The sequence below is a fragment of the Maritalea mediterranea genome (assembly GCF_021568695.1).
In the GTDB taxonomy this organism is placed as follows: Bacteria; Pseudomonadota; Alphaproteobacteria; order Rhizobiales; family Devosiaceae; genus Maritalea; species Maritalea mediterranea.
In genome coordinates this window covers 475,412-501,345 of record NZ_JAKGTI010000002.1, presented here as the reverse complement: position 1 = coordinate 501,345, position 25,934 = coordinate 475,412, and the positions used below count along the sequence as shown (strand labels likewise).

25 protein-coding genes are annotated in these 25,934 nt (G+C 53.9%); 13 read left to right on the top strand and 12 right to left on the bottom strand.

Translation table 11 applies throughout. The features are described from left to right. Positions 1-72: 72 nt before the first annotated feature. The 5 genes from L1I42_RS11480 to L1I42_RS11460 all read right to left on the bottom strand — a co-directional run bounded on the left by L1I42_RS11480 (position 73) and on the right by L1I42_RS11460 (position 5,253). The gene (locus L1I42_RS11480) at positions 73-840 is read right to left on the bottom strand and encodes an ABC transporter ATP-binding protein (RefSeq protein WP_439651495.1); all 768 of its coding nucleotides are present in this window, start codon (positions 838-840) and stop codon (positions 73-75) included. Beyond that, a complete protein-coding gene (locus L1I42_RS11475) occupies positions 840-1,610 on the bottom strand; it encodes an ABC transporter ATP-binding protein (protein ID WP_236114666.1) in 771 nt (256 codons plus the stop codon). The genes L1I42_RS11480 and L1I42_RS11475 overlap by 1 nt, the downstream gene beginning before the upstream one ends. A 16-nt stretch (positions 1,611-1,626) precedes the next feature. Then, positions 1,627-2,790: a branched-chain amino acid ABC transporter permease gene (locus L1I42_RS11470; RefSeq protein ID WP_236114665.1), complete on the bottom strand. Its 1,164-nt coding sequence runs from the start codon at positions 2,788-2,790 to the stop codon at positions 1,627-1,629. 12 nt (positions 2,791-2,802) lie between these two features. Beyond that, entirely contained in the window at positions 2,803-3,831 is a 1,029-nt protein-coding gene (locus tag L1I42_RS11465) for a branched-chain amino acid ABC transporter permease (RefSeq protein WP_236114664.1), read from the bottom strand. Between the two features lie 75 nt (positions 3,832-3,906). Next, on the bottom strand, positions 3,907-5,253 hold the full coding sequence (locus L1I42_RS11460; protein WP_236114663.1) for a substrate-binding protein: 1,347 nt from the start codon (positions 5,251-5,253) through the stop codon (positions 3,907-3,909). 195 nt (positions 5,254-5,448) lie between these two features. Between L1I42_RS11460 and L1I42_RS11455 the strand changes: the two genes are divergently transcribed. The 4 genes from L1I42_RS11455 to L1I42_RS11440 all read left to right on the top strand — a co-directional run bounded on the left by L1I42_RS11455 (position 5,449) and on the right by L1I42_RS11440 (position 10,482). Next, positions 5,449-7,074: a helix-turn-helix domain-containing protein gene (locus L1I42_RS11455; RefSeq protein WP_236114662.1), complete on the top strand. Its 1,626-nt coding sequence runs from the start codon at positions 5,449-5,451 to the stop codon at positions 7,072-7,074. A gap of 62 nt (positions 7,075-7,136) precedes the next feature. Further along, positions 7,137-7,520: a response regulator transcription factor gene (locus L1I42_RS11450; RefSeq protein WP_236114661.1), complete on the top strand. Its 384-nt coding sequence runs from the start codon at positions 7,137-7,139 to the stop codon at positions 7,518-7,520. Then, positions 7,520-7,771, top strand: coding sequence for a hypothetical protein (locus L1I42_RS11445; protein ID WP_236114660.1), 252 nt, complete (start codon positions 7,520-7,522; stop codon positions 7,769-7,771). Before L1I42_RS11450 ends, L1I42_RS11445 begins: the two co-directional genes overlap by 1 nt. Further along, positions 7,768-10,482, top strand: coding sequence for an ATP-binding protein (locus L1I42_RS11440; protein ID WP_236114659.1), 2,715 nt, complete (start codon positions 7,768-7,770; stop codon positions 10,480-10,482). Before L1I42_RS11445 ends, L1I42_RS11440 begins: the two co-directional genes overlap by 4 nt. Here L1I42_RS11440 and L1I42_RS11435 read toward each other — a convergent pair. Then, positions 10,479-11,132: a DUF6198 family protein gene (locus L1I42_RS11435; protein WP_236114658.1), complete on the bottom strand. Its 654-nt coding sequence runs from the start codon at positions 11,130-11,132 to the stop codon at positions 10,479-10,481. The two genes, L1I42_RS11440 and L1I42_RS11435, sit on opposite strands and share 4 nt — an antisense overlap. A gap of 92 nt (positions 11,133-11,224) precedes the next feature. Here L1I42_RS11435 and L1I42_RS11430 point away from each other — a divergent pair, with 92 nt between their 5' ends. From L1I42_RS11430 to L1I42_RS11420, 3 genes are all read left to right on the top strand, one after another. After that, positions 11,225-11,377 (top strand): hypothetical protein, encoded by a 153-nt coding sequence (locus tag L1I42_RS11430; protein WP_236114657.1) that lies wholly within the window; start codon positions 11,225-11,227, stop codon positions 11,375-11,377. A gap of 169 nt (positions 11,378-11,546) precedes the next feature. Next, the gene (locus L1I42_RS11425) at positions 11,547-11,747 is read left to right on the top strand and encodes a hypothetical protein (RefSeq protein ID WP_236114656.1); all 201 of its coding nucleotides are present in this window, start codon (positions 11,547-11,549) and stop codon (positions 11,745-11,747) included. Positions 11,748-12,266: 519 nt separating this feature from the next. Continuing rightward, the gene (locus tag L1I42_RS11420) at positions 12,267-12,452 is read left to right on the top strand and encodes a hypothetical protein (protein ID WP_236114655.1); all 186 of its coding nucleotides are present in this window, start codon (positions 12,267-12,269) and stop codon (positions 12,450-12,452) included. Positions 12,453-12,794: 342 nt separating this feature from the next. Here the strand turns inward: L1I42_RS11420 and L1I42_RS11415 are convergent, their stop codons facing one another. Beyond that, positions 12,795-14,210: a helix-turn-helix domain-containing protein gene (locus tag L1I42_RS11415; RefSeq protein ID WP_236114654.1), complete on the bottom strand. Its 1,416-nt coding sequence runs from the start codon at positions 14,208-14,210 to the stop codon at positions 12,795-12,797. 665 nt (positions 14,211-14,875) lie between these two features. On the opposite strand from L1I42_RS11415, the gene L1I42_RS11410 reads away from it, so the two are divergent. The 6 genes from L1I42_RS11410 (at position 14,876) to mce (ending at position 21,955) form a co-directional block, all read left to right on the top strand. After that, positions 14,876-16,408 carry an acyl-CoA carboxylase subunit beta gene (locus L1I42_RS11410; RefSeq protein WP_236114653.1) on the top strand — a complete coding sequence of 511 codons (1,533 nt, stop codon included), beginning with the start codon at positions 14,876-14,878 and terminating at the stop codon, positions 16,406-16,408. A gap of 11 nt (positions 16,409-16,419) precedes the next feature. Further along, the gene (locus tag L1I42_RS11405; RefSeq protein ID WP_236114652.1) at positions 16,420-16,830 is read left to right on the top strand and encodes a hypothetical protein; all 411 of its coding nucleotides are present in this window, start codon (positions 16,420-16,422) and stop codon (positions 16,828-16,830) included. 30 nt (positions 16,831-16,860) lie between these two features. Then, positions 16,861-17,259, top strand: a complete 399-nt coding sequence (locus L1I42_RS11400; protein WP_236114651.1) for a RidA family protein — start codon at positions 16,861-16,863, stop codon at positions 17,257-17,259. 144 nt (positions 17,260-17,403) lie between these two features. Continuing rightward, positions 17,404-19,407, top strand: a complete 2,004-nt coding sequence (locus L1I42_RS11395; protein WP_236114650.1) for an acetyl-CoA carboxylase biotin carboxylase subunit — start codon at positions 17,404-17,406, stop codon at positions 19,405-19,407. Beyond that, the gene (scpA, locus tag L1I42_RS11390; protein WP_236114649.1) at positions 19,404-21,548 is read left to right on the top strand and encodes a methylmalonyl-CoA mutase; all 2,145 of its coding nucleotides are present in this window, start codon (positions 19,404-19,406) and stop codon (positions 21,546-21,548) included. The genes L1I42_RS11395 and scpA overlap by 4 nt, the downstream gene beginning before the upstream one ends. After that, on the top strand, positions 21,545-21,955 hold the full coding sequence (gene mce / locus L1I42_RS11385; RefSeq protein WP_236114648.1) for a methylmalonyl-CoA epimerase: 411 nt from the start codon (positions 21,545-21,547) through the stop codon (positions 21,953-21,955). Before scpA ends, mce begins: the two co-directional genes overlap by 4 nt. Before the next feature lie 232 nt (positions 21,956-22,187). Here the strand turns inward: mce and L1I42_RS16285 are convergent, their stop codons facing one another. From L1I42_RS16285 to L1I42_RS11365, 5 genes are all read right to left on the bottom strand, one after another. Continuing rightward, positions 22,188-22,316, bottom strand: coding sequence for a hypothetical protein (locus L1I42_RS16285; protein ID WP_255769225.1), 129 nt, complete (start codon positions 22,314-22,316; stop codon positions 22,188-22,190). 320 nt (positions 22,317-22,636) lie between these two features. Next, positions 22,637-22,972, bottom strand: a complete 336-nt coding sequence (locus L1I42_RS11380) for a DMT family transporter (RefSeq protein ID WP_236114647.1) — start codon at positions 22,970-22,972, stop codon at positions 22,637-22,639. Between the two features lie 10 nt (positions 22,973-22,982). Beyond that, a complete protein-coding gene (locus tag L1I42_RS11375; protein ID WP_236114646.1) occupies positions 22,983-23,294 on the bottom strand; it encodes a hypothetical protein in 312 nt (103 codons plus the stop codon). After that, positions 23,294-24,592 carry a UDP-N-acetylmuramoyl-L-alanine--D-glutamate ligase gene (murD, locus tag L1I42_RS11370; protein ID WP_236114645.1) on the bottom strand — a complete coding sequence of 433 codons (1,299 nt, stop codon included), beginning with the start codon at positions 24,590-24,592 and terminating at the stop codon, positions 23,294-23,296. The genes L1I42_RS11375 and murD overlap by 1 nt, the downstream gene beginning before the upstream one ends. Continuing rightward, the gene (locus L1I42_RS11365; RefSeq protein ID WP_236114644.1) at positions 24,582-25,907 is read right to left on the bottom strand and encodes a MurL-like N-terminal domain-containing; all 1,326 of its coding nucleotides are present in this window, start codon (positions 25,905-25,907) and stop codon (positions 24,582-24,584) included. Before L1I42_RS11365 ends, murD begins: the two co-directional genes overlap by 11 nt. Positions 25,908-25,934 lie beyond the last annotated feature (27 nt).

The window sequence follows — 25,934 nt, the reverse complement described above, 5'->3', positions numbered from 1 at the left end:
AGTTACACATCTTCAAAATGGTGGCCGGACCCTATCGCTCCCGGTCGCCCATTTGCGCGGCGGAATATCTGGCTAGATGGCCAGATATTCGTGACGCAATTGCTCGTTATCCAGCACTTCTTTGGCGGCACCGCTATAAACGATTTCGCCTGTGTCAAAGATAACGGCTTTATCGGCGAGCTTGAGCGCGGCAACCGCGTTTTGCTCGACGATAATGGTTGTGATCCCGAGTTTTTTAATTTCCAACAGGATCTTTTCAATCTCTTGCACAATCACCGGTGCCAGGCCCTCATAGGGCTCGTCCAGCAGCAAGAGTTTGACATCCCGCACCAATGCGCGACCAATGGCCAGCATTTGCTGTTCACCGCCAGAAAGGGTCACGCCTTCCTGATTGCGGCGTTCAGCGAGGCGTGGGAAACGCTCGTAAACTTGTTCAATCGTCCACCCATGGCCCGGCGCAACCTGCGCCAGGGTCAGGTTTTCCTCAACGGTGAGGCCCTGGATGATGCGACGATCTTCCGGCACCATCTGCAGCCCGGCCTGGGCTGCTTCATGGGCCCGCATTTTGTGCAGGGGTTGGCCATCCAGCCAAATTTCGCCCTTGGTCAGCTGCGGGTCCGCCACGCGGGCCAAGGTGCGCAGGGTCGAGGTTTTGCCCGCCCCATTGCGCCCCAACAGCGCAAGGATTTCGCCGTCATTCAGGTCAAGGCTAATGCCCTGTACAATATAGCTTTCACCGTAATAGGCATGCACATCCTTTACTGACAGAAAGGGCCGTGCCTCTGTTGGTTTGGGTTGTGCATCGCTCATGATATTGCTTTCCGTTGTCATTGCATTCATTAGTGTGCCCCTCCCAAGTAGGCTTCTTGCACTTTTGGGTTGTTGCGCACTTCGTCTGGCGTACCTTCGGCGATAATGCGCCCGCCTGCAAGCACCGAGATTTTGTCAGCCAGTGAGAACACCACATGCATGTCGTGTTCAATGATCACCTTCGTCATGCCGCGTTCTTTAATTTTACGTAATAGCTCGATGGTGGTGTTGGTATCGTGGCGTGACATGCCAGCGGTTGGTTCGTCCAACAGCAGCAATTTAGGATGCTGCATCAGGCACATGGCCAGCTCCATCCGGCGCTTATCGCCGCGTGAAAGCGAGCCCGCATTCATGTCTTTTTGATGGATCAAGCCGACATCTTCCAACATATGTTCGGCCTCTTCCCGAATTTCCTTCTCATCGGCTAACGACGATAGGAAATTGAGGGTGAAGGACCCATCGCGCTTGGCGAAGGCCGGGGCCATCACATTTTGTAATACCGGCAGGTCCGGAAAGATTTCGGGGGTCTGAAAAACCCGGGCCACGCCGATCTGATTGATCTCGTGCGGCTGTTTGCCGGTCAGTACCTGACCGTCGAACACCACCGCGCCGCGTGTGGGGGCCAAACGACCCACCACCACATTGAGCAGGGTGGATTTACCGGCCCCATTGGGGCCGATAATGGCGTGTGTTTTGCCTTCTTCGATTTGAAGGTCAATATCGCTGAGTGCGTGCAACCCGCCAAAGGTTTTGTGCACATCGGCAACGTTCAGAACGACATTTTCGCTTGCGATTGTCATTTATGTGCTCCTTTGGCTATTCGGCCGGTTGGGTTTGGGTGTCTTCGGATTTGGCTTTGTCGCCATCGCCACCGCCGCCGGTAAACAGGGTTGTGATGCGTCTATAGCCTTCCATCATCCCGCCGGGCAGGAAGGTCACGACCAGCACAAACACTAGACCCAATGTCAGGTGCCAGCCTTCGCCAACAAACATGGAGGTGATTTCCACCACGAAGCCTTCAAGCCCGTCAGGCAAAAAGCCGAACAAATTGTGCAACACATTCTCGTTGAAACTGGAGAAAATGTTTTCAAAATATTTGATCAGCCAGGCGCCAATGATTGGACCCAACAATGTGCCCACACCACCCAAGATGGTCATCAAAACAATCTCACCTGAGGCGGTCCATTGCATGCGTTCGGCACCCGCCAGCGGATCCGTCACCGCCATCAAGCCACCTGCCAGACCGGCATACATGCCGGAGATCACAAAAGCAGTTAGCGTGTAAGGCCGCGTGTTGAAGCCGGTATAGTTCATACGGGTCTGGTTTGATTTAATGCCACGTAGCATCATGCCGAAAGGTGAGGCGAAGATGCGTTGGGTGATAAAAAACCCGATGAGCAGGAAGATCGCGCAGAAATAGAACCCTGGGATCCCGGTCATTTCCAGCCCAAATATGTTGGAGACTGGCAAGCCTGCTTCTTCACCCACAAACATGCTGTCGATGATGCGCGGGTCACTGGCTTCCAGTTGCAACCCGGTTTCACCCATGGTGATCGGGGTCAGCACAGAATAGGCCAGATTATAGGACATCTGGGCAAAGGCCAGGGTGAGGATCGAGAAGTAAATCCCCGAACGACGCAGGCTGACATAGCCAATCACTAGCGCGAAAAGACCGGACAAGATCACTGCAAAGAACAATGCGGGGATTGGGTTCATTGAAAACAACTTGAAGGTCCAAACCGCAGTGTAAGAGCCAACACCCAAGAAGGCGGCGTGGCCGAAGCTGAGATAGCCGGTCAGGCCAAACAGGATGTTGAAGCCGATGGCCAATATCCCGAAAATCGCAAAGCGTTGCATCAGGTCAGGATAGGCCGCACCAAATGGTTGCAACCAGATTGGCATGGCCAGAACGACGATGGAAAAGATCACAAGGGTGGTCACGTCTTTGCGCGACATGGAAAAGATGCCTTGAAAGTTCATTATTATTCTCCCTTAGCTTTCCATGACGCCCTTGCGGCCCAAAAGCCCGCGTGGACGTACCAGCAAGATGATCACGGCAACAAGATAGATGATGATTTGGTCGATGCCGGGAATGATGTCTTTAACTTCGGTCATTGAGGCAAAGCTTTGCAAAATGCCGAGCAGGAAGCCCGCGGCGACAGCGCCGGGCAAGGAACCCATGCCACCAACAACCACAACAACAAAGGTGAGAACCAAAAAGTCCATACCCAAGTGATAATCAGGCGGAAGAAGTGGGGTGTACATGACGCCAGCAACGCCCGCGACAACGGCTGCCAAGCCGAACATGGCCGTGAAGCGCTTGTCGATATCGATCCCGATCAGGCCGACGGTTTCACGGTCGGCCATGCCAGCGCGCACCACCATACCAAATGTGGTGAATTGCAAGAAAGCGAAAACCGCTGCGATTACGGCGACAGAGAAGGCAAAATAGATGAGCCGCCACCAAGGATAAACAATAACATTGGGATCCATGCCCAACATGGCGCCGACATCGGCCGCGCCGGCAAAGTTTTCAGGCATGGGCTGCGGAATCGGGTTCGCGCCAAAGAAATGCTTGATCACTTCTTGAAGCACAATGGCGAGACCGAAGGTCACCAAAATCTGCTCAGCGTGCGGGCGGCGGTAGAAATGTTTGATCAAACCGCGCTCCATCGCTACGCCGATGACGAGCATAACCGGTATGGCGACCAGAATGGAAAGTGGCACAGAATAGTTGACCAGCACGGCACCGAATTCGCCGAACCAGGTCTCCACATAGGGGGTGCGTATTTCTGTTGGTGTTCCCCATGCCGTCAGATTTTCTGTATCCAGAACGACCTTTTCAAGGGTCAGTAATTTACGCAAGGCAACAGCACAAAATGCGCCGAGCATAAACAATGCGCCGTGGGCGAAGTTTACAACACCCAAGGTGCCGAAAACGAGGGTTAGGCCCAAAGCGATCAGCGCATAGGCGCCGCCTTTGTCCAACCCGTTTAATAATTGTAGTAGAATCGCGTCCATGTGGTTACTCCCCCCACATACAAATGGCCTGTAAACCGGGGCGACAGGGCCGCCCCGGCAACAATAAGTCTGAAATTACATTGCGACTTCGTAAGGTCCCAACTCGCCGCCAAAGATTGCGGGATCATACTCAACCTGTTCGCGCGGCACTTCTTGTACCACTTCGAGAAGGTCAAACTGAGATGTTGGGTTGGCGTTACCGCGCACAACCAGCACGCTCTTGAAGCACTGGTGGTCAGCTGCACGATATTCAGTTGGGCCATTGCCCATGCCGTCAAACTTGTGGCCTTCCAATGCCCGGATCACATCAGGCGGATAGAAGGTGCCTGCGCGTTCGCATGCATCGGCATAAAGCAAGGTTTGTACATAGCAGGTATGGGCTGCCATGGAGGGTGGGAAGCCATATTTGGCGCCGAAGGATTTCACAAACGCTTGTGAACCTTCATCCTGCAGTGACCAGTTCCAGTTCGCTGAACCCAAAATGCCTTTAATGTTGTCGCCAGCACCTTGCGCCATCAAACGAGAGAACAACGGCACAACGATTTCGAAGTTTTTGCCGTTAACCTGCTTGTCACGCAGACCGAACTGAACGGCCTGAGTCAAGGAGTTCACCATGTCGCGGCCATAGTGGTTCAGGATCAATACGTCAGCACCTGAGTTCAACACAGGGGTGATATATTGAGAGAAGTCACCGGCGCCCACAGGGGTTTTTACCGTGTTCACGGTTTCCCAACCGATCGCTTCGGTCGAGTCCTTCATGGCGCGTTCTTGAGTGTAACCCCAGTTATAGTCGGCTGTTAGGTGATAGGCCCGACGCTCATTGCCATATTCATCGGACAACACAGGGCCAAGGGCGGCACCGGACATATAGGTGTTAAAGAAGTGCCGGAAACCATAACGCCGCTTATCTTTACCAGTTGTGTCATCGGAGTGGGTCAGGCCAGCCATAAAGATGGTGCCCATTTCCTGACACAAACTTTGCACAGCCACAGCCACACCAGATGACGAACCACCTGTAATCATCAAGGCGCCGTCTTTTTCAATCATCCGCTTGGCAGATGCCCGCGCTGCGTCTGATTTGGTTTGTGTGTCACCCGTCACATAGGCAACTTTTTTGCCCAGGATGCCATTCCCGGTCAGGTTTGATGGCTGCATGGTGGTCAGCATGCCGCCGTCACCCTCGCCATTCAAATGTTCAACGGCCAATTCGTAAGCGCGCAACTCGTCAGCGCCCTCATCAGCGTAAGGGCCGGTTTGCGGCACGTTGAAGCCAAGGGTCACGGTGTCGCCTGTTGGCTTGTTCCGATATTCCTGGGCGTACGCACTGGTGATTATGGTGGGGGCAACACCGGCGGTCACGAGACCAGCAGCGGCACCCTTAAGAACTCGACGGCGTGAAGGGCCATCATTGCGTTCAGTCATTATTCTCCTCCTTTAAATTGATGGACGCTTCCATAAAATGAACTCCCATGCGCCGCATCGTGGCTGATTAAGCGGTAGTTTTGAAAATATTTCAATAGGTGCTTGTAATATAAGGAATATTTTGTAAAAATGTGTACTTAAATTTACAAATGCTTGTAAAATTTTTTACAAATTTGGTGGGTGGGGAGATTTGAAATGCGGGCGCCGATCGGATTGAAAATCCGTAACCAGCGGAAATCTTTGGGTTACTCCCAGAGCAACTTTGCCAAAATGCTGGGTATTTCGCCCAGCTATCTCAACCTGATTGAGGCCAATAAGCGTGATGTGGGCGGCACGCTGTTGCAATCAATTGCGCAAAACTTAGATGTCGCATTAGACGAATTGACCGGCGAGAATGAGCAAAGATTGCTCAGTGCGCTAGAAGAAATTTTTTCTGACCCGGCTTTAGAATCACTCAAAATGGGGGCGGAGGATGCACGGGAGCTGGTGGCGACCAACCCCCGCGCGGCCCGGGCGTTGCACCAAACCTACCGGGCTTATGCTGAAGCGGTGGCCGAGGCTGAGGCATATTCCAATCGCCTTAAATCTGATCCGCTTTTGGCAGATTTGCTGCACCAGATGTTGTCGCAAATCACGGCCGTACGGTCTTCTGCGGAAATTTTGACGGACGTGCCTGATTTGGAGGTTTTGGAGCAACAGCGCTTTCATAAAATGGTGTCGCAAGAAAGCCGGGCGCTCTCTGACGTCGCGCAGACGTTGATCAATCAGTTTGAGGGGGAGGCGGGGCGCAACCGCTCCCTCACCCCAGCGCGGGAATTGGATGATCTGATTGTTGAGGAGAAGAATTATTTCCCTTTGCTTGAAGAGGCGGCTGATGAAATGCGGAAAAGATTTGAAAAACGCGGCAGCGTATTGGAAGCGGATTTGGCGGCGCAATTACACGACGAGTTTGGCATAGAAGCGAAACGTGTCGCGCAATTGTCCCGATCTGATAGCGGGTTCCCCATGCAATATCGTTATGATGCGTCCGATAAGGTCTTGTGGTTTCAAGGCAGTGCGACGCTGGCGACACGGCAATTTCAACTGGCGCGGCTTTATGGTGAGTTGAAAGCGCGCGATCTGCTCATTGAGCTTGCCAGTGATGCGCGGCTTAGTTCAGCCGCGGCCCGTCGGCTGGCAGTGCGGGCTTTAGGGTCTTATTTGGCGGGCGCGTTGATTTTTCCCTACGATGATTTTTTGCAGGAGGCAGAGCAAAGCTCTTATGATATTGATTATTTGAGCCAGCGCTATGCGGCCAGTTTTGAGCAGGTGGCACATCGGCTGGTGACCCTGCGTCGTCCTGGCGCTGAAGGCATTCCATTTGGATTCTTGCGCGCCGATCCTTCAGGGCGTTTGTCGAAGCATTTTCCCTTACCCGGCATGGCGTGGCCCAATGCGGGGCATGGCTGCCCGCTTTGGACATTGTTTGACGCTTTCCGCCATCCCAATGAAGTGGTGCGGCAAACAGTGAGCTATCCCGATGGCGGCCGTTATTTGATGTTGGCCAAGTCTTTTGCCAAGCGCGCAGACCGATTTCAGTCGCGGCCGCTTTATACCTCGGTGATGCTGGTTTCGGATGTGCTTTACGCCGACCAGACGGTTTATGGCCGGGGCATGAATTTGGATAATCCGCAGGTTGATGTGCCGGTCGGCCCCACGTGCCGCATGTGCATTCGACGCTCATGCGAAAGTCGACAAGAGGAGATGTTTACGGGGGCGAGTGAGACGCATACTGTGCGCTTGCCCTTAACCGATATTAATTTCGATATTGGCGAGGCGTGATTTTCGCCCTATGTTCGGGGAGCAGTCAGATTGGGAGGTCTGGGTGCGAGGAGGAGGAATTTGTGACCATAGATGTCCTTATTGTTGAGGACGAGCCCAGTATACTGGACTCGCTCGACTTTATTTTGCGGCGCGCTGGATGGTCGACCCAATCGGCGCAGGATGGGGAGGCCGCCTTGAAAGCAGTGCGTGAAATCAAGCCGCGCGTTGTTGTGCTGGATGTCATGTTGCCGAAAAAATCCGGTTTTGAGGTGCTCAAATTGTTGCGGCAGGATGAGCAGACCGTAAATCTGCCGGTTCTGATGCTGACGGCCAAAGGCCAAGCACAAGACCGCCGCATTGCCGAAGAGTTGGGGGCCAACAGCTTTGTGACCAAGCCCTATGCCAATTCTGATGTTGTGGGGGCCGTCAGAGCCCTGATCGGGGACCAGCAAAGGGTGAACTGATGGCGAATCGGCGGCGCAGCGAGGGCTTTGGATTTTTTCTGCCCATATTGGGTGTCATTCTGATCATGCCGCCGATTGTGCAATTATTTGATCGCGGTGGAAGCGTTTTTGGCCTGCCTATCATTTTCACCTACATTTTCGGTGTGTGGCTTTTCTTAATTGTCGCGGCCTTCATCCTTTCGCGATGGCTGCCACAACAGGATGAAACGCCACAGCGCCTCGAGCGCTTTGATCGGGATCAAGATAGATGATTCCCACCAATCTGATTATTCTGATTGCGCTGGGCTATGTGGTGCTGCTGTTTGCGCTGGCATATTTCAGCGAGCGCTGGGCCAAGGGAGAGGCCGGCAAGTTTTTGCGCTCGCCGCTTATCTACACGCTGGCGATTTCTGTTTATTGTACCAGCTGGACATTTTACGGTGCCGTGGGTTCGGCGGCGCGCACGGGCTATGAGATTTTTACGATTTATCTCGGGCCCACACTGGTTTTTGTCGGCTGGTGGTTTGGCCTGCGCAAGTTGGTCCGGGTGGGCCGTACCCAGCGGATCACCTCGCTGGCGGATTTGATTTCCTCACGCTTTGGCAAAAGCTCGCGGCTGGCGGTGTTGGTGACCTTGATCGCGGTGATTGGCACAACGCCCTATATTGCGTTGCAGCTCAAAGCCATCACCACCAGCTTGAATGTGATGACGCTGGGCGTCAATGTGGACCAGCCGGGTCTGAATGTGGATGATGTGCGCCTGGCGCTTGGCGTGGCGGTCGCTATGGCCATCTTCACCATTTTGTTTGGTACCCGAAATGTGGATGCAAAAGAGCAGCATCACGGGGTGGTGGCTGCGATTGCGTTTGAAGCGATCATCAAGCTTATTGCCCTTTTGGCTGTCGGCATATTTGTGGTGTACGGGCTGGGCGATGGATTTTCAGAAGTGTTTGCTCGTGCTGATGCGGCGCAGATCAACGCCTTTGAATATGGCGGGTTCAACTCGCGCTGGGTGGCCATGATCATCTTGTCGGCTGCGGCAATTATCTGCCTGCCGCGCCAGTTCCAGATCACGGTGGTGGAAAACTCTAACGAAAACCATTTGCGCACGGCCAGTTGGGCCTTCCCGCTCTATTTGTTCGCCATGAGCATCTTCACTTTACCCATCGCGATCGTGGGCACGGCGATGCTGCCGCCGGGCAGCGATCCGGATATGTTTGTGCTCACCCTTCCACTTAATTTTGGCCAGGAGGGTTTGGCGCTGTTCGCCTTTATTGGCGGATTCTCTTCAGCCACCTCCATGATTATCATCGCCTCGATTGCCCTGTCGATTATGGTGTCCAACCATATTGTGGTGCCCATCGCCCTGCGCCTGCCCGGCCGCAGTGATGATGACGAGGGGGGCGGGGTCACCGACTTGCTGCTCACCAGCCGTCGTATTTCCATCTGTGTGATCTTGGGGTTGGGCTTTTTATATTTCTGGCTCACCAACGGCTCCGGTGCACTGGCGCTGATCGGGTTGATTTCGTTTGCCGGTGTCGCACAGACCTTACCTGCCATTGTGGCGGCCCTGTTCTGGCGCGATGCAACGGCCAAGGGCGCCGGGGCCGGGCTGTTTATCGGTTTTGTGGTCTGGGCCTATTCCATGTTTTTGCCCAGCTTCGAAGAATCCAGCATCAGTGTGGCGCAATGGGTGCAAAACGGCCCCTATGGCATTGAGTTTTTAAAACCGCAGGCCCTGTTCGGCCTGACGGGGATGGATCCGCTGGTTCATTCCGTGTTCTGGAGTCTTTTCGCCAATACGGTTGCCCTTGTGCTGGTGTCGCTTTCCACGTCTCAAAGCGTGTTGGAGCGTATTCAAAGCGCACTGTTTGTGGATGCGTTTCGCCGTATGCCGGGCATTGAAACCCGGTTTATGCGCACGTCTGCAGCCACCAATGATTTGTTCTTTGTGGCGCAACGGGTGTTGGGGGCCGAGCGGGCAGGGGCGGTGTTTGACAGCTTTGCCCGCGAGCAGGGGCGCAGCCGCACCAACCTTGAACCCACACCAGAGTTTATCGCACTGCTGGAAAAAGAGCTGGCCGGTTCGATTGGTGCCGCCTCGGCGCACGTCATGATCTCGCAAGTGGTGTCCGGCGACAATATTTCCTTGCAGGAAGTGATGAAGATTGCTGACGAAACCCAGCAGGTGATCGAATATTCGCAGCAGTTGGAACAGAAATCGGAAGAACTTCGGCTCACCGCGGAAAAGCTGCAGGATGCCAATGCCAAACTGCGCGAGCTGGACCAGCAAAAGGACGAGTTCTTGTCGCAGGTCAGCCATGAAGTGCGCACCCCCATGACATCGATCCGCTCCTTCTCTGAAATCCTGCTGGAGCCAGAAGAGTTGGACGAGCAAGACCGGCAACGCTTTTTGTCCACCATTCACACGGAGAGTTTGCGGCTCACCCAATTGTTGGACGAAATTTTGGATCTGAGTGCCTTGGAGCGGGGCGAAAAAGTCTGGACCAATGCGCCGGTCGATGTGGTGGACGCGATGGATCGGGCGGTCTCAGTTTGTGAAAGTCTGGCGCGGCCGAAAAATATGCAGATCAGGCGCCACAATGTGCCCGCGCAGGCGATGGTGTTGGGGCATGCGGACCGACTGGCGCAAGTGTTCATCAATCTGATCACCAATGCCATCAAATATAATGACGAACCACATCCTTATGTCGAAGTGCGGTTCAGCAACCACGGCAAACGGCTTTTGATAGAGTTTCAGGATAACGGCCCAGGTATCGCGGCGAAAGAACGTCGCCGTGTCTTTGAAAAGTTCGCCCGTGGCCAGCGCGGGGCTACGAGCGGGCAAACCGGTTCCGGGCTCGGATTGGCCATTTCATCGCAGATCATTGCGCGGATGAAGGGCAAGATTGAGTTGGTCAAGGGCGATGGCTTTGGCGCCTGTTTTCGTGTCAGCTTGCCGCTTTATGAGGGCGAGGTCTAATCCTCTTTCTTTTTGCTTTGGGCAAAAAATGCGCCGGAAAAGCCGACATAGCGGCCGGGCCGGTAATTGGTGGCGATCACCAGATTGAGCACCACCGCGCCCAACACCGATAAGCCGACTTGTTGCCAGGTGAGGATGAAGAAGGAGCCACATAAAATGGCCGCGTCCACGCCCATTTGCAAATAGCCTGCGCGAATGCCATAGCGATCTTGCAGGTATACCGCCAAAATATTCACGCCGCCCAAGCCGGATTTGTGGCGAAACAGGATCAATAGGCCCACGCCGATAATCCCGCCGCCGATCACGCTGGCATAAAGCGGGTGCAGCATGTCAAAGCTGATCCATTGCGGTGTGAGTTGAGCGAACAGCGACACCAGGCCCACAGAGGCGAAGGTCTTGATGGTGAAGGCGGGGCCAATGCGTACATAGGCAAACCAATAAAAGGGCAGGTTGAGCGCAAAGAACAGCAGACCAAATTCCAGCGGCGAAATATAGGAGAGCAGCAGCGCCAGCCCGTTAATGCCGCCGGTGCCCAGCATAGCGGTTTTATACATGGTGACGCCCAGCGCGATCAGCAGCGTACCCAAAAGCACGGCCTGAATGTCTTCATGCCATTTATGTTGCGGATCGGTTGTGTGCGCCTTCGTCATATGTTCGCCTTTGTCAGACAATCTATGTTTTAGCGCTATCCCGTCTCGTACAGAAAGGCAAGGGCGACGCTTTGTCACCCTTCGGTTGAATGATGGCCGACGCGATCATTCAAGGCATGGGCATCATGTATGGCCCGCTCTTTTATATGCAGCAACCCCTGCGCGATGGCGGCGCGAACAAATCCCGCCCGACCATGATACTGAAACGCGTCATGTCTATCGGATCCATGCCGATCGGCGCCTGATGCCCACGCGCCTGTGCGCCTACTACCTTAATATAGCGGGTTAGATAAGATTTTCGTTAAATGCGACCTATTCCCCTAATCGCCCATTATGGCGGGCGCTGTAGGCTCAGCCTTGGACAATTGTCTTTTCCAAAAGGCAAATCATAATGCCGATTAAAGGAGACGCAGAATGAGTTCAATTTCAGCGGTGAGCCAGCCCGTACAATATGTGCCCTCTGAACCAGCCGCACCGCCCGCCAAAGAAAAAGGCGAGGTGGAGCAGCTTGAGGCCAAAAAGACGGCAGTTGAAGAATTTGCCGAACGAAAAACGGACGAAACCAAAAGCCTCCCGGCCGATGGCACGGGCCGCCTGGTGGACGTCACTGTCTAATAAGATTTTCCGAAATCGATCAATATGGCGCGGGCAAGGTCCCGCGCTTTTTTTGTTTGATTCGCGCCAAACGCTTCTGGATTATGGGAAAACCACAGAAATCTCAGACTTCTGGCATAGATGTCATTTTAATAGGTATTGACTTGGGCGTCAGAAACTACGGAATTTTCCAAATCTGAATTGATTCGGCCTAATGGGTTGATTCCTCAAATGAAATCAATAATACTCAAGTAACCATCTAGGCGACTATTATGCGTTCTAGTTGCACAACATGCAACAAAAATATTCCTGTCAGCTATATTTTCTTGATTACTTTGATTATTTTGCCTGAATCTCCAAGAAATCGCGCTTGATCAAGAATCCGGAAAAATCTAGATATAAAAATGGCCCAAGTAGTTGGTGCTACTTGAGCCATAATTTGAACCAGCCGAGCGCAGCTCGTCAGGTCAGCATATGCACACTAAACAGAAAAAGGTGTGTCTGACAACTGAGTTCGGCGCAACTTGAAGGAGGTTAGCTATGCTACCGCCAAGAAAGCCGAGCAATAAGCTCACTTTGGACGATGCAATTCAAATTTTGAAAATGCTGAAGCAAGGCTATATTCAAAGTAGAATTGCAGCCTTTTACGAAGTGAATCAGGCTCGCATTAGCGAGATAAAGAATAAGCGAAAATTTCCTGAAGCTCACAAATATGTAAAAGACTAAACACTGCGAGGCGCTCTTCACTTAGATGGGCGCCTTTTTATTTTCAAATTCTGGGTGGCGGGTATATCAAGGTGCAGACGCACCAAACCACTCAGAAGTCGACATTCTGCATAAAAAATAGTTTGTTGGCGGGTGTGGTTTTATCTTAGTACGCGAAGCTATGCCTTTGGCAAGTGCGAAAAGGGAATAACCCATTGTATCTCTTGATAGTTCTCGCGTTTCTAAGAACCATATTCCGTCCCATTATGCTGCCAGAATTTTGTTGGGTTTGCAACAAAATTTGTCGCGATGGTGGCGATTTTTGCCATTTTAGGTTGTGGTTGAGGCAGGATCATCTTGGCTCTAGTTAATTTCGTACGGCACAACGCTGCGTTCATCCGGGGTGATGGAAATTTCGGCGGCGATGGGCGGCACAGACCGTTGGGTGCAGTGGCGGCGTTCGCAGGTGCGGCAGGAAATGCCGATCGGGTCGAACGCGGCATCTTCGCCAATATCGAGATCGTCGGAATAGATCAGTTCGCTTGCATGGTCGATTTCGCAGCCCAGCGCATAGGCGTAGCGGCGGGTGGGCTGGCGGAATCCGCCGGCGCGTTTTTCGCTGGCCCAGGCCAGGCATAAATAGCGTTTGCCATCTGGTGTTTCGGCGCGCTGGCGGATGATCCGCTGCGGCGATTCAAAGGCGCGGTGCACATTCCACAGGGGGCAGGCGCCGCCGAACCGGGCAAATTGAAGGGCTGTGGCCGAGTGGCGCTTGGTGATGGTGCCTGCCTGATCCACCCGCGCAAAGAAAAACGGAATGCCGCGCAATTGCGGGCGCTGCAGGGTGGAGAGGCGGTGGGCGACTTGCTCCAGACTGGCGCCAAAGCGTTGCGCCATGATTTCGATGTCGTAGCGCACGGTCTGCGCTTCCTTCAAAAACTGAGTGTAGGGCATCAGCAGCGCTCCCGCATAATAGTTGGCCAGCCCGATGCGGCAGATGGCGCGGGCTTCGTCACGCTTGAAATTGGCATCGGTCAAAATCTGATTGATCAGCGAGGTTTGTTCCAGCAGTGCCAGTTGGTTGGCGAGTTGGAAAAACTGGGTTGATTTGTCCAAGGTGGTGTTGAGGCGGATCACGCGCCGTGTCCGGTCAAATTGCCGGATCATGTCGCGCTTGTTGGGCATGACAAACTCCACAGTCAAATCGTGCACCCGCTCGCAATATTTGACGAGCCTGTCCATTTTGTCGTGGCCATCAAGGGCTTGCTCGATGGCAAGATCTTCGGCCGCGCGGTCCAGCGGATCGATATAATTGTCGGCATAATGAAAAAAGTCGCGCACCTCTTCATAAGAGGTTTGCAGATTGCCCGCCTGTTCGCGCATCAGCACATCGTCCACCCCGGCCATGCGCTCATTGGATTTTCGATAGGCCTCATATAGCCGCATAAAGGCGTGGGCGGTTTGCGGCGTGTTGGTGGCGAGGGATTTCAGTTCCTGCAGTCCCGGGGGGTTATCGGCAAAAAGCGGGTCGGCAAATATCTCTTTCAGATCGATGATCAACCGGTCCGACTTGTCGGCGAGCAGGCTGGTCACATCGACGTTAAAGTTTTCCGCCAGCGACAACATGATCGCCGCAGTGACCGGGCGTTGATTGTTTTCAAGCTGGTTGACGTAAGAGGTGGAAATATCCAGCCGCGCGGCGAATTCGGCCTGGGTTAGTTTTTGCTGCTCCCGAAGCGCGCGAAGTTTGACGCCTGCAAAGATTTTTCGTTGTGCCATTTTCCGGCTTCCTTTCACCCCACCCCTAGCCCCTCCCCATTAAGGGGAGGGGGACTGGGATCTTGGTTATTTATCTGCCTTGTGGCGTGTTGCCACTATTGTCTTCTGCTCTTCAACACGGACCACCTTATCTCCCTCCCCTTGATGGGGAGGGATTAAGGGTGGGGTGCTCTCGGCGGTCATCCTAGGCATTATTGCCCGCCGCCGTCGCTCGCTTCGTTCACCACCCCGGCAACTCCCGGACATTTAACGCGCCGCCACCGGTCGCTGCGCTCCCGCCCCCGGCACCCCCGCCGATTGGCGCCATGCGGTGGTGTCTTTGAGAGACGCACGCATCACACCCGCCGTCATTACCGGGCCAGCCGCGCGGCGTGAGCGCGAAACAGAGCCCCGGTAATCCAGGCAGGGGTGGCCAAGGAGCAAAGCGCCAACGATTTCACTGTCGACATTCACACCTAGATTCCCGCCTACGCGGGAATGACGGCACAGGCGAATGGCACGGCCGCAACTACCTTCCCATCAGAATTACACAAAATTCACAAATTTACAATTTGCAATGTTAAAAAGGTGTTCTTGTTTACACTTTCAGCCCTTTAAAGTCGCGTTTGCATTTGGCAGGCTGTGCAAAAGATCGCGATTTTGAATTCTTTCGTAGGGGCTGATATATGCAGGACATTATCGAGCAGTTGGAACAAAAGCGTGCCGGGGCGCGGCTTGGGGGCGGGCAGCGTCGGATTGATACACAACATGGCAAGGGCAAGCTCACCGCGCGGGAGCGGCTTTCTGTGTTGCTCGATCCGGGCAGCTTTGAGGAATATGACATGTTTGTCACCCATCGCTGCACCGATTTTGGCATGGAGGAAAACATTATTCCCGGCGACGGGGTGGTGACCGGGTGGGGCACTATTAATGGGCGACTTACCTATGTGTTTTCGCAGGATTTCACCGTGTTTGGCGGCTCCTTGTCTGAAACCCATGCGCAGAAAATCTGTAAAATCATGGAGCTGGCGGTGCAAAATGGCGCGCCGGTGATCGGGCTGAATGATAGTGGCGGTGCGCGGATTCAGGAAGGTGTGGCCTCTCTTGGCGGTTATGCTGATGTGTTCTTGCGCAATGTGATGGCCTCTGGTGCGGTGCCGCAGATTTCTGTGATTATGGGGCCCTGCGCGGGCGGTGCCGTGTACTCTCCGGCGATGACCGACTTCATCTATATGGTGAAAGACACAAGCTATATGTTTGTGACCGGGCCGGACGTGGTGAAAACCGTGACCAATGAAACGGTGACGCAAGAAGAATTGGGCGGGGCGAGCACGCACACCAAGATTTCCTCCGTGGCCGACGCGGCCTTCGACAATGATGTTGAAACCTTGTTGGAGGTCCGTCGACTATTTGACTATCTGCCCCTGAATGCGCAGGAGAAAGCGCCGAAGGTGGATGTGAATGATCAGGTGGATCGGCCCGAAATGAGCCTGGATACCATCATTCCGGACAGCCCTAACGTGCCTTACGATATGAAAGAGGTGATCCACAAGATCGCTGATGAAGGCGAGTTTTTGGAGCTGCAAAAAGATCATGCGGGCAACATCGTTACGGGCTTTGTGCGCATTAACGGCCAGTCTGTCGGCGTGGTGGCCAACCAGCCGCTGGTGTTGGCCGGGTGTCTCGACATCAACTCCTCCAAAAAGGCAGCACGCTTCGTGCGCTTTTGCGACAGCTTCAATATTCCGATCCTCACCCTTGTTGATGTGCCCGGCTTTTTGCCCGGCACCGCACAGGAATATGGCGGCATCATCAAGCATGGCGCGAAATTGCTGTTCGCCTATGCGGAGGCGACGGTGCCGAAAGTCACCGTCATCACCCGCAAAGCCTATGGCGGCGCCTATGACGTGATGGCCTCAAAGCATATTCGCGCCGACGTGAACTACGCTTGGCCGAGCGCAGAAATCGCGGTGATGGGCGCGAAGGGCGCGACGGAAATTCTTTATCGTTCCGAGCTGGGTGATCAGGAAAAAATCGCCAAGCGCACCAAGGATTACGAAGACCGCTTCGCCAACCCCTTCGTGGCAGCGGAGCGCGGCTTTATCGACGACGTGATCATGCCCCACAACACACGCCGCCGGGTGGCGCGGGCGTTTGAAAGCCTGAAGAATAAACAACAGTCGATGCCGATTAAGAAGCACGACAATATTCCGTTGTAGGGGTGTGCGCGATGTTGGATGAGCTAAAAGATGCGGCGCTGCGCAGGTCAGAAACGGCGAAATTTAGCTTCTCAATTTCTGCGGGGTTGTTGGCCTTCTTCCTGTTTTTAGTTCGGCAGTATGATGGTGAGGGTTGGTATCTTGAAGGCATGATAGCCCTAACAACTCTTTTGCTGATGCTAAGTAGCGCTGGTATCGCAGTTGGGTACGCGATCCTCCGTCAGATCGCAAATTTTGGTACACAAGAAATGCTGCTTGACCCGAAGATTAAGCTATTTAAGGCGCAGCAAGGAACAAGCATTGAATGGCTTCGACTGAAGTACAGCATATTAGTCAAATATGGCGCGCCATTTTTTCTCATAACGTTCGCTTTTGTGGGAACAACCATCATTGTTTTGTTGGGACACCATTTAGTTAGTTGAAGCTGCGCCGAAGGCATAAAGGAGCGAAAAATGACTGATCCACTATTCCATATGATTTCTGACGGACCACGGCCTGTGGCACCATTCTCCCATGCCACCGAGGCCAATGGGTGGGTGTTTGTCACCGGGCAAATGCCAACTTTTCCCGATGCGCCGGATGCGCCTTTGCCGGAGGGGATTGAAGCGCAGACGGTGCGGGTGATGGAGAACCTCAAGATCGTTTTGGGGGGCATTGATATGGGGCTGGAGCATGTGATGATGGCGCGGTGCTATATCACCGATTTTTATCGGGACTATGCCCAGTTCAACGAAACCTATCAGAGCTTTTTCCCCAAGGATCGTCGCCCGGCACGCACGACCATCGGCGTCACCGGATTGGCGCTGCATGCGCTGGTGGAAATTGATTTTATCTGTAAGCGGCCGGAATAGCTTTCGGCCACTCCCTTACCAAGGGAGCGCCCTAGGGCCATTCCCGGACTTGATCCGGGATCGGTTTACAGGTTGGTCCCGGATCAAGTCCGGGACGGCCAAGTGAAAGATTGCGCACGGCGCGAAAATGGAGAAACAAAGATAATGTTCTCGAAAATTCTTATAGCCAACCGGGGCGAGATTGCCTGTCGGGTGATTAAAACGGCCAAGATCATGGGCATCAAAACCGTTGCGGTTTATTCGGATGCGGATCGGGAAGCGTTGCATGTGAGCATGGCGGATGAGGCGGTGCATATTGGGGGATCACCCGCCTCGGAAAGCTATTTGCTGGGCGACAAGATCATCGCGGCCTGCAAGGAAACCGGGGCCGAAGCAGTGCATCCGGGCTATGGGTTTTTGAGCGAGAACGCCAAGTTCTGTGAAGCGCTGGAGAAAGCGGGCATTACCTTTATCGGGCCACCACCCAACGCCATTGAGGCGATGGGGGATAAGATCACGTCCAAAAAGATCGCCAAGGAAGCCAATGTGTCCACCGTGCCGGGCTATATGGGCCTGATTGAAGACACGGATGAGGCGGTGAAGATCTCCAATGAGATTGGCTATCCGGTGATGATCAAGGCCTCCGCTGGCGGCGGTGGCAAGGGCATGCGGATCGCCTGGAATGATGCGGAAGCCCGCGAGGGTTTTGAGCGCTCCAAATCAGAAGCGGCGTCTAGCTTTGGTGATGATCGTATCTTTATCGAAAAGTTTGTCACCGACCCGCGCCATATTGAAATTCAGGTGTTGGCCGACAAGCATGGCAATTGCATTTATCTGGGCGAGCGCGAATGTTCCATTCAGCGCCGCAACCAGAAGGTGATTGAAGAAGCGCCATCGCCATTTTTGGATGAAGAAACGCGCAAGAAGATGGGCGAACAGTCGGTGGCCCTGGCCAAGGCGGTTGGCTATGCCAGCGCGGGCACGGTGGAATTCATCGTGGATGGCGACAAGAATTTCTATTTCCTTGAGATGAATACGCGGTTGCAGGTGGAACACCCTGTCACCGAATTGATCACAGGGATTGACCTAGTGGAGCAAATGCTCCGCGTTGCGGCGGGCGAGAAATTGTCGATCGCTCAGGATGAGGTCACGCTCAATGGGTGGGCAATTGAGTCTCGACTTTATGCCGAAGACCCCTATCGCAATTTCCTGCCTTCCATTGGACGATTGACGACCTATCGCCCGCCGTCAGAATTTGAATCTGAAGACCTTGTGGTGCGCAACGATACCGGGGTGTTTGATGGGGGAGAAATCTCCACCTTCTACGACCCGATGATCGCCAAATTGTGCACATGGGCGCCAGATCGGGCCGCCGCCATTTCCGCCATGTCAGATGCGCTGGACGCGTTTGAGGTGGAAGGCATTGGCCACAATATCCCGTTCCTGTCTGCTGTGATGGAGCAGGATCGCTTTAAGGAAGGTCGCCTGACCACGGGCTATATCGCTGAAGAATTTCCCGATGGCTTTAACGGCGTTGAGCTGGGCAATGCGGCCAAGAAAAACATCGCCGGGTTGGCGGCCTATATCGGCTTTCACAGCCAGCATCGCGGCTTTGCCGAAGCGGACACGCTGGACCTGTCGATCAAAGATGTGGCGCGGTCCGTGATGATTGGCGATGAGCGGTTTGACTTTGATGTGCTGGAAGAGGCCGTCATCTGGCGTGATCGCGAAGATGATTTCGAAATGCTGATGCGCGTCGAAACCGATTGGGGCCCGGGCGAAACGCTGATCCGTGCGCGGGTGGGCGACGATCACATTGTCGCGCAAGTCACGCGCAAGGCCACGGGCTTCCGTGTGCGTTATCGCGGCGCGGATATGAATGTGCAGGTGTTTGAACCACATGTGGCCGATCTGATGGTGCATATGCCGGTGAAAATGCCGCCGGACATGTCCAAATTCCTGCTCTGCCCGATGCCTGGGCAGGTGGTGCGCCTTGAAGTTGCCGAAGGTGACGAGGTGCAGGAAGGCCAGCCGCTGGCCATTGTTGAAGCCATGAAAATGGAAAATGTGCTGCGGGCGGAAAAGAAGGCGATCGTCTCCAAAATCGCGGCGGATGTGGGATCCATTTTGGCGGTGGATGATGTGATCATGGAGTTTGAAGACCAATGACCCTCTCCAACGAGACCTACAAAAAATGGCAGGCGCTCGCCGAAAAAGAACTGCGTGGGCGCGAACCGGCTGATCTGGAAACCGACTATGGCGGCGTGCCCATCAAACCCGCCTATTTCGCCGACGATCTGCCTGAACGCGCCGCCGAGGCGATGCCCGGCGAAGCACCGTTCACCCGTGGCGTGCGCGCCACCATGTATGCCAACCGCCCCTGGACCATCCGGCAATATGCGGGCTTTTCTACCGCGAAAGAGAGCAATCGCTTTTATCGGCAAGCGCTGGAGAAGGGGCAAAAGGGCCTTTCGGTGGCGTTTGATCTGGCCACCCACCGTGGGTATGACAGTGATCATGAACGCGTGGTGGGCGATGTGGGCAAGGCCGGGGTGGCCATCGACAGCGTTGAAGATATGAAGGTGCTGTTTGACGGTATTCCGCTGGATGAAATGTCCGTGTCGATGACGATGAATGGTGCGGTGATCCCGGTGCTGGCCATGTTTGTGGTGGCGGCGGAAGAGCAAGGCGTGAGCCAGGACAAGCTCTCCGGCACCATTCAAAATGACATTTTGAAAGAATTTATGGTGCGCAACACCTTTATCTATCCGCCAGAACCCAGCATGCGGATCATTGCGGATATTATTGCGCACACGGCTGAATTCATGCCGAAATTCAACTCCATTTCGATCTCTGGCTACCATATGCATGAAGCGGGCGCGACTGCGGTGCAGGAGCTGGCTTATACGCTGGCCGATGGCATGGAATATGTCCGCGCGGCGCAGGCACGGGGCTTAGATATTGATGCGTTTGCCGGGCGCTTGTCGTTCTTTTTCGGCATTGGCATGAATTTCTTTTCTGAGGTGGCGAAGCTGCGGGCGGCGCGTACCCTTTGGGCCGATATTATGAAGGATTTGGGCGCGAAAAACCCGCGTTCCATGATGTTGCGGACACACTGCCAAACGTCTGGCGTGTCGCTGACGGAGCAGGACCCGTACAACAATATTGTGCGCACCGCCTATGAAGCGATGGCGGCGATTTTGGGCGGCACCCAGAGCCTGCACACCAATTCGTTTGACGAGGCGATTGCGTTGCCGACCGAGTTTTCCTCGCGCATTGCCCGCAACACCCAGTTGATTTTGGACCATGAAACCCGCGTTACCGACGTGGTGGATCCGCTGGGCGGCTCCTATTATGTCGAGCGCCTAACCGCGGACATGGTGGCCAAAGCGGGCGAAATGATCGCCGAGATTGAAGCAAAAGGCGGCATGACCAAGGCGGTCGACGAGGGGCTTCCCAAACTGGAGATTGAACGCGCTGCCGCCATTCGCCAGACCCGTGTGGATAAGGGCGATGATGTGATCGTCGGCGTCAACCGCTATCGTCTCGATAAAGAAGACGAGCTCGATATTCTCGATATCGACAATAAGAAGGTGCGTGCGGGGCAGGTTGAAGCCCTGAAACAAATTCGGGCCAGCCGCAATCAAGAGGCCTGCGACAAAGCGCTGGCGACCCTGCGGCAGGTGGCAGAAACGCGCGAGGGCAATTTGCTGGCCGCGGCGATTGATGCCGCTCGCGCCCGTGCCACATTGGGTGAGATTTCCGACGCAATGGAAGAGGTGTTTGGCCGCCATCGCCCCACCACGAAGGTGATTTCGGGTGTCTATAGCGAGCAATATGCGGATGACCCTGAATATCAGGCGATCACCCAGCGCGTGGCCGAATTCAAATCGACTCAATCCCGGCAACCCTCTATTTATATTGGAAAAATGGGGCAGGATGGCCATGATCGCGGCGCGAAAGTTATCGCGACTGCCTTCGCGGATATGGGCTTTGATGTGCACATCGGCGAGCTGTTTGAAACGCCTGAAGAGGTTGCCGAAAAGGCCGTTGATTTGAACGTTGATGCCATCGGTGCATCATCCCTGGCCGCAGGGCACAAAACGCTTATTCCAGAGCTGATCGATTTGCTGCGCCAGAAAAATGCGGCGCATATCTCGGTCTTTGCGGGTGGGGTGATCCCGGAACAGGACTATCAAGCGCTGCGTGATGCGGGCGTGTCCGATATTTTCGGCCCCGGCACCAATGTGCTGGACGCTGCCAATGCGGTGATGTCGCGGATTGAGGGCAAACTAAGGAACGAGCCATGATCGGTAATCTCAACCATGTCGCGATTGCGGTGCCAGATTTGGCAGCGGCGACGGCCAAATATCGGGATCAGTTGGGGGCGGCCGTTTCGGAGCCGCAAGAGCTGCCTGAGCATGGGGTGACAGTGGTGTTTGTGAAAATGCCCAACACCAAGTTGGAGTTGTTGCATCCGCTGGGCGAGAATTCACCGATTGCGGCCTTTTTGGAAAAGAATCCATCGGGCGGCATGCATCATATGTGTTTTGAGGTGGAAGATATCCGTGCCGCAGCGCAAAAGCTGTCGGAAGAGGGTGGACGGGTTTTGGGGGATGGCGAGCCCAAGATAGGGGCGCATGGAATGCCGGTGCTTTTTTTGCACCCGAAAGATTTTGATGGCACCTTGATCGAGTTGGAAGAGGTCAAAAAATAACGGCAGTCCTTAAAAAGAACTGCCGTTTTAGGACCGAGGTCCTTTTGCACTCACGGACATAAATTTCCTCATCTGAGCCTTGCGGGTTCTCACCCTAGCGTATCATGGCATATTGCGGTTCAGATTGACGTTCAAACAGCGCGAGCGGTGTTGAAGCCATTGTTATTACACCGATTAAAATCGCGGCTGCGAACAGTTGGGTCGCCAGCAATTTATGGTGCGGTTGCATGTTTTAATTCACGATCTGCGTATTGATCGCTGTATTGAAGCTGGTGTCGGCGGTTGTTGTGACGTTGATGTCCAATGCAAAACCGGCTGATACCAGCAGAAATGCGACTGTTGCTGCGATTAAAGTTTTCATAATGTCCCCCTGAACTTGATTGAAATGCGTTAGCGCCGGCGCTTGGCCTTAGCGCGAACGGGTTGATCCGGGGTCAAGGTAAACAAGCCCCAAGAAATCATTGCTGATGTGAATGCCAAAGCAATTGCTTCCATTTTTCTCACTCCCAATGCGGCTCGCATGATTGCGAACATTGAAAGTTTAGAAAGAGGGGATTGTTCAATCGCCAATAAACTAGATAAATATTTAGCTAATTGATTAAATGGTAGATATATCAATAAGTTGAGGTTTTTGTTTTAGTGTAGCTTGGTAAATAGTCTATTGCGATCGGTGGGAATTCTTCAATGCGCAGCTGTGTTGGAGAATAGATGGATGACCAAAACGCCACCCAAAATCATCGCCATGCCGATAAGGGCGGCCAGGTCCAACGCTTGTTTATAATAGACCCAACCCACGACCGATACGGCAGCAACGCCTACACCAGACCAGATCGCATAGGAAATGCCGAGGGGAATGGTTTTGATCGACAGGCTCAAATAATAAAAGGCGACGCCATAGCCGATGACCACCAGAATGGAGGGCAGGGTTTCGCTGAAGCCGTTGGCGGCCTTAAGCGCCGAGGTGGCGACCACTTCACCCAAAATCGCAATGGCGAGATAAATATAGCCTTGGGGCATCGTGAAACCTCTAAATTGATTGATAGCTGAGGATGAGAATGTCGCCGGATTGAAAGGCGATGCCTTGATCAATCAGCGTGTCGTTCTTGTACCAAGCCAGGCGAAAGTTCGGACCTTCGGCGCGAATGGTCAGCTTCAGGTCAACGTGCTGTTCCCCAGAAACATAGGTGATGTCATAATCACCGACAAAACCGTTGGCCGGACCGTTTTTGGCAAAGCCGGTGCCCGCTTTTGTCCCGGCGGCCACCATGCGATCGTCCAACCATTCAGCGGTGAGGGTGCCGGGCTGATTGCCTCGCCGGTAAATACCAGTGCCAAACATCAGCCAAAAATCTCGTTTGCCAGTTTGATGAAGTGTTCGCCCCGGGCAATGTAATTCTCATATTGATTGAAGGAAGGGGCGGCAGGCGACAGGATGATGGTGTCGAAACCATCGCGGCGCTTCAGTCCAGCCATGGCATCGGTTAGCCCTTCTGCTGCAAACACATCTATTGTGTGGTCGAGTTTGTCCATTGCGGCCTGCATGCGTTCGCCAGTGGTGGGCAGGCAACACAACGTGGTCACATTACTGCCGATCACAGTGCGGGCCAATTCGTCATAATTTTGCTCTCGATCATAGCCACCAACCAGTAGGGCAATCTTTTCATCCGGGTAGGAGGCGATAGCGGCCATGGTCGCCTCCGGGGTGGTGGCGATGGAATCGTCCACAAAAAGCAACTCGCTGATCTTGTGTTCTTCCAGTCGATGAGCTGGTGGGGCAAAGGTTTCGAGGCCCTTCAAAATACCCTCTTCGCTGGCGCCGAGGCCTAGGGCCAATTTGGCGGCAATGATCATATTATCCGCATTGTGGGGGCCTTTGAGGCGTGATTTGCGCATGGTGGCGTGCAGCGCCGCCACTAGCTCCGCGCTTGGGGCGGCCAGTTCATGGGCATATTTGGGCAGGGCTTCTTGCACCTTCTGATTCACTGCCGCTTGCGCGCCGAGGGCATAGGCATAAGGCCCGTCGCGACGCAGCAAATTGAGCTTGTCATGGAAATATTGCGACAGAGAGTGATTGTGCCAATGCACATGCTCGGGGAACAGATTGGTGAAGCCGACAAAATCAGGCTGTGCCGTCAAATCTGCCACTTGGTAGGAGGACAATTCCATCACAATGATCTCATGATCATCCAGATCCAGCGGCGCGACGCCGAAATTGCCGCCCAGTCTTGCATCAATGCCGGCGCAGGCAAGCATGGTTTCGGTCAGTTTCACCGTGGTGCTTTTGCCTTTGGTGCCGGTCACCGCCACCAGCTTGGCGCCCTTGCGCTTGAACTTGTCCCACAAATTGATGTTGGTGGTCACCTCCATCCCATGCTTTTTGGCGGCCAGAATTTCCGGCTTATAGATCGACACACCGGCCGAGCGCACAATGGTGCCGATCTTGCCTTTTTCGCACAGCGCCTCCACCTCATCGGGGGCAATGATGGTGCTTTCCGGCATAAAGATATCGCCCTGATCGGCAGTGACAAAGACTTTTACATCAGGCGCAAATTCGGCGAGAAAATCGCGGGTGGATTTGGCTTCAATGCCTGCGCCATAGAGCAGCACGGCGTTGGTAAAGTATTGATCAGCTTGCACGGGCAATCTCGTTCAATTGATATTTTTCCGGAACATTATGCTGGTTCGTATCCTGAAGCAATTGATCCCAGGCGCTTTCGAGGGTGGGAGCACCATAGAATGCATCCAGCTCCGGCTTAAGCGTTTTCACAATGGCGACGTCCCGCCACTGGTCCTGATGGGCTAGGTGCCAAAGCGCTGCAGCGGCTTCCAAAATCTCGCCTACACATTCCCAAGGCTTGTGGCCGGTCAGGCCGGACAGTTCGCGAAACGCATTCAGCTTGGTTGCATCATCCAGCACATTCTTGCCGACAATTTTTTGCAACCGATTCGGGGCCATAAAGGGCGCTAAAATCAGCGACACAAAGTGGCATTTGGGACAATTGGTGCACCAGCGTGTGGGGCCGTCCTGATTTTGCTTGAAATTCTCATTGCAGCTTGAAAAATGCTGATCGAACTTATCAGTGCGCGCAAAAAGCTGACCAATTCGAACTTCTGAGAACGGCCGTAGCAGGGAAAAATAGTCGAGCTTGTTCTGGCTGGCGGCAGCGAAGCTTTCGGCAATGAGTTGCTCAAAATTGAAGCTTTTGGAGTGCTGGTGGTTCACCTGACGCCCGTCAAACTCCACATTGCCTTCGCTGGCAGAGCGTTCGTTTGAGAGAATAATCTCGTTATAGCCATAGAGCGCTGTAATCAGCGCCGCAATCGCCGAGTTGATCGCGGTTGAGGGCACATGGCCATTGTAAAAGCCGGGTTGATTGTTCAGGTCGAACAGGTTGGGCGACAAATAGCGGCGGACAAAAATTGGTTTTTGCTTGATCTGATCCGTGGAGGTCACGATTGGCCCTTTCGGGTTGACCGCGAAGGGCGTGAACGGGATTTCGGCCCGGGTGAGCAGATCAACGGAGACCAAGCTATCCTTGCCGCCCCCAATCAACACCAGCGATTGTTCGGGCCAGTCCAGATCATGGACGGGTTTCAACGTCGGCGCGAAATTGAAATCAATTTGGCCAAATCGTTTGAGATCGTTTCGGGTATAAAATTCCCCGAGCCCGTTTTCATATACATCCTGAATCAACTTTTGATCTTCAGCAGTCAGGCTAAGCGCGGTCAAATCAATCTGCGTTGGCGCTTTGAGCTTATAATAGGAGACGCCCAAAATGGCCGCAGCCACATCCAGCAAATGGGCAAAGTCCAGGCTTTGGGCGCGCTCAAGCGCGAAACCCACACCAAGCTCCAACCGCTCTGTGAAGCGATGGTCTTCGAGTTGATAGTGAAAACGTACCTCGCCGGTCTCGGCGTGAAATTCGGCGGGATGGATGACGAAAATGCTCATGGGCAGAGTGATCACCAAAATTATGTT

Coding starts and splice junctions, on each gene's coding strand:
- L1I42_RS11475 (WP_236114666.1), bottom strand. CDS start 1,610: ATGACAATCGCAAGCGAAAATGTCGTTCTGAACGTTGCCGATGTGCAC.
- L1I42_RS11445 (WP_236114660.1), top strand. CDS start 7,520: ATGGCGAATCGGCGGCGCAGCGAGGGCTTTGGATTTTTTCTGCCCATA.
- L1I42_RS11435 (WP_236114658.1), bottom strand. CDS start 11,132: ATGACGAAGGCGCACACAACCGATCCGCAACATAAATGGCATGAAGAC.
- L1I42_RS11480 (WP_439651495.1), bottom strand. CDS start 840: ATGAATGCAATGACAACGGAAAGCAATATCATGAGCGATGCACAACCC.
- L1I42_RS11365 (WP_236114644.1), bottom strand. CDS start 25,907: ATGAGCATTTTCGTCATCCATCCCGCCGAATTTCACGCCGAGACCGGC.
- L1I42_RS11465 (WP_236114664.1), bottom strand. CDS start 3,831: ATGGACGCGATTCTACTACAATTATTAAACGGGTTGGACAAAGGCGGC.
- L1I42_RS11395 (WP_236114650.1), top strand. CDS start 17,404: ATGTTCTCGAAAATTCTTATAGCCAACCGGGGCGAGATTGCCTGTCGG.
- L1I42_RS11405 (WP_236114652.1), top strand. CDS start 16,420: ATGTTGGATGAGCTAAAAGATGCGGCGCTGCGCAGGTCAGAAACGGCG.
- L1I42_RS11460 (WP_236114663.1), bottom strand. CDS start 5,253: ATGACTGAACGCAATGATGGCCCTTCACGCCGTCGAGTTCTTAAGGGT.
- L1I42_RS11455 (WP_236114662.1), top strand. CDS start 5,449: ATGCGGGCGCCGATCGGATTGAAAATCCGTAACCAGCGGAAATCTTTG.
- L1I42_RS11430 (WP_236114657.1), top strand. CDS start 11,225: ATGGCCGACGCGATCATTCAAGGCATGGGCATCATGTATGGCCCGCTC.
- L1I42_RS11440 (WP_236114659.1), top strand. CDS start 7,768: ATGATTCCCACCAATCTGATTATTCTGATTGCGCTGGGCTATGTGGTG.
- L1I42_RS11410 (WP_236114653.1), top strand. CDS start 14,876: ATGCAGGACATTATCGAGCAGTTGGAACAAAAGCGTGCCGGGGCGCGG.
- L1I42_RS11420 (WP_236114655.1), top strand. CDS start 12,267: ATGCTACCGCCAAGAAAGCCGAGCAATAAGCTCACTTTGGACGATGCA.
- mce (WP_236114648.1), top strand. CDS start 21,545: ATGATCGGTAATCTCAACCATGTCGCGATTGCGGTGCCAGATTTGGCA.
- L1I42_RS11375 (WP_236114646.1), bottom strand. CDS start 23,294: ATGTTTGGCACTGGTATTTACCGGCGAGGCAATCAGCCCGGCACCCTC.
- L1I42_RS11470 (WP_236114665.1), bottom strand. CDS start 2,790: ATGAACTTTCAAGGCATCTTTTCCATGTCGCGCAAAGACGTGACCACC.
- scpA (WP_236114649.1), top strand. CDS start 19,404: ATGACCCTCTCCAACGAGACCTACAAAAAATGGCAGGCGCTCGCCGAA.
- L1I42_RS11425 (WP_236114656.1), top strand. CDS start 11,547: ATGAGTTCAATTTCAGCGGTGAGCCAGCCCGTACAATATGTGCCCTCT.
- L1I42_RS11400 (WP_236114651.1), top strand. CDS start 16,861: ATGACTGATCCACTATTCCATATGATTTCTGACGGACCACGGCCTGTG.
- L1I42_RS16285 (WP_255769225.1), bottom strand. CDS start 22,316: ATGAAAACTTTAATCGCAGCAACAGTCGCATTTCTGCTGGTATCAGCC.
- L1I42_RS11415 (WP_236114654.1), bottom strand. CDS start 14,210: ATGGCACAACGAAAAATCTTTGCAGGCGTCAAACTTCGCGCGCTTCGG.
- L1I42_RS11380 (WP_236114647.1), bottom strand. CDS start 22,972: ATGCCCCAAGGCTATATTTATCTCGCCATTGCGATTTTGGGTGAAGTG.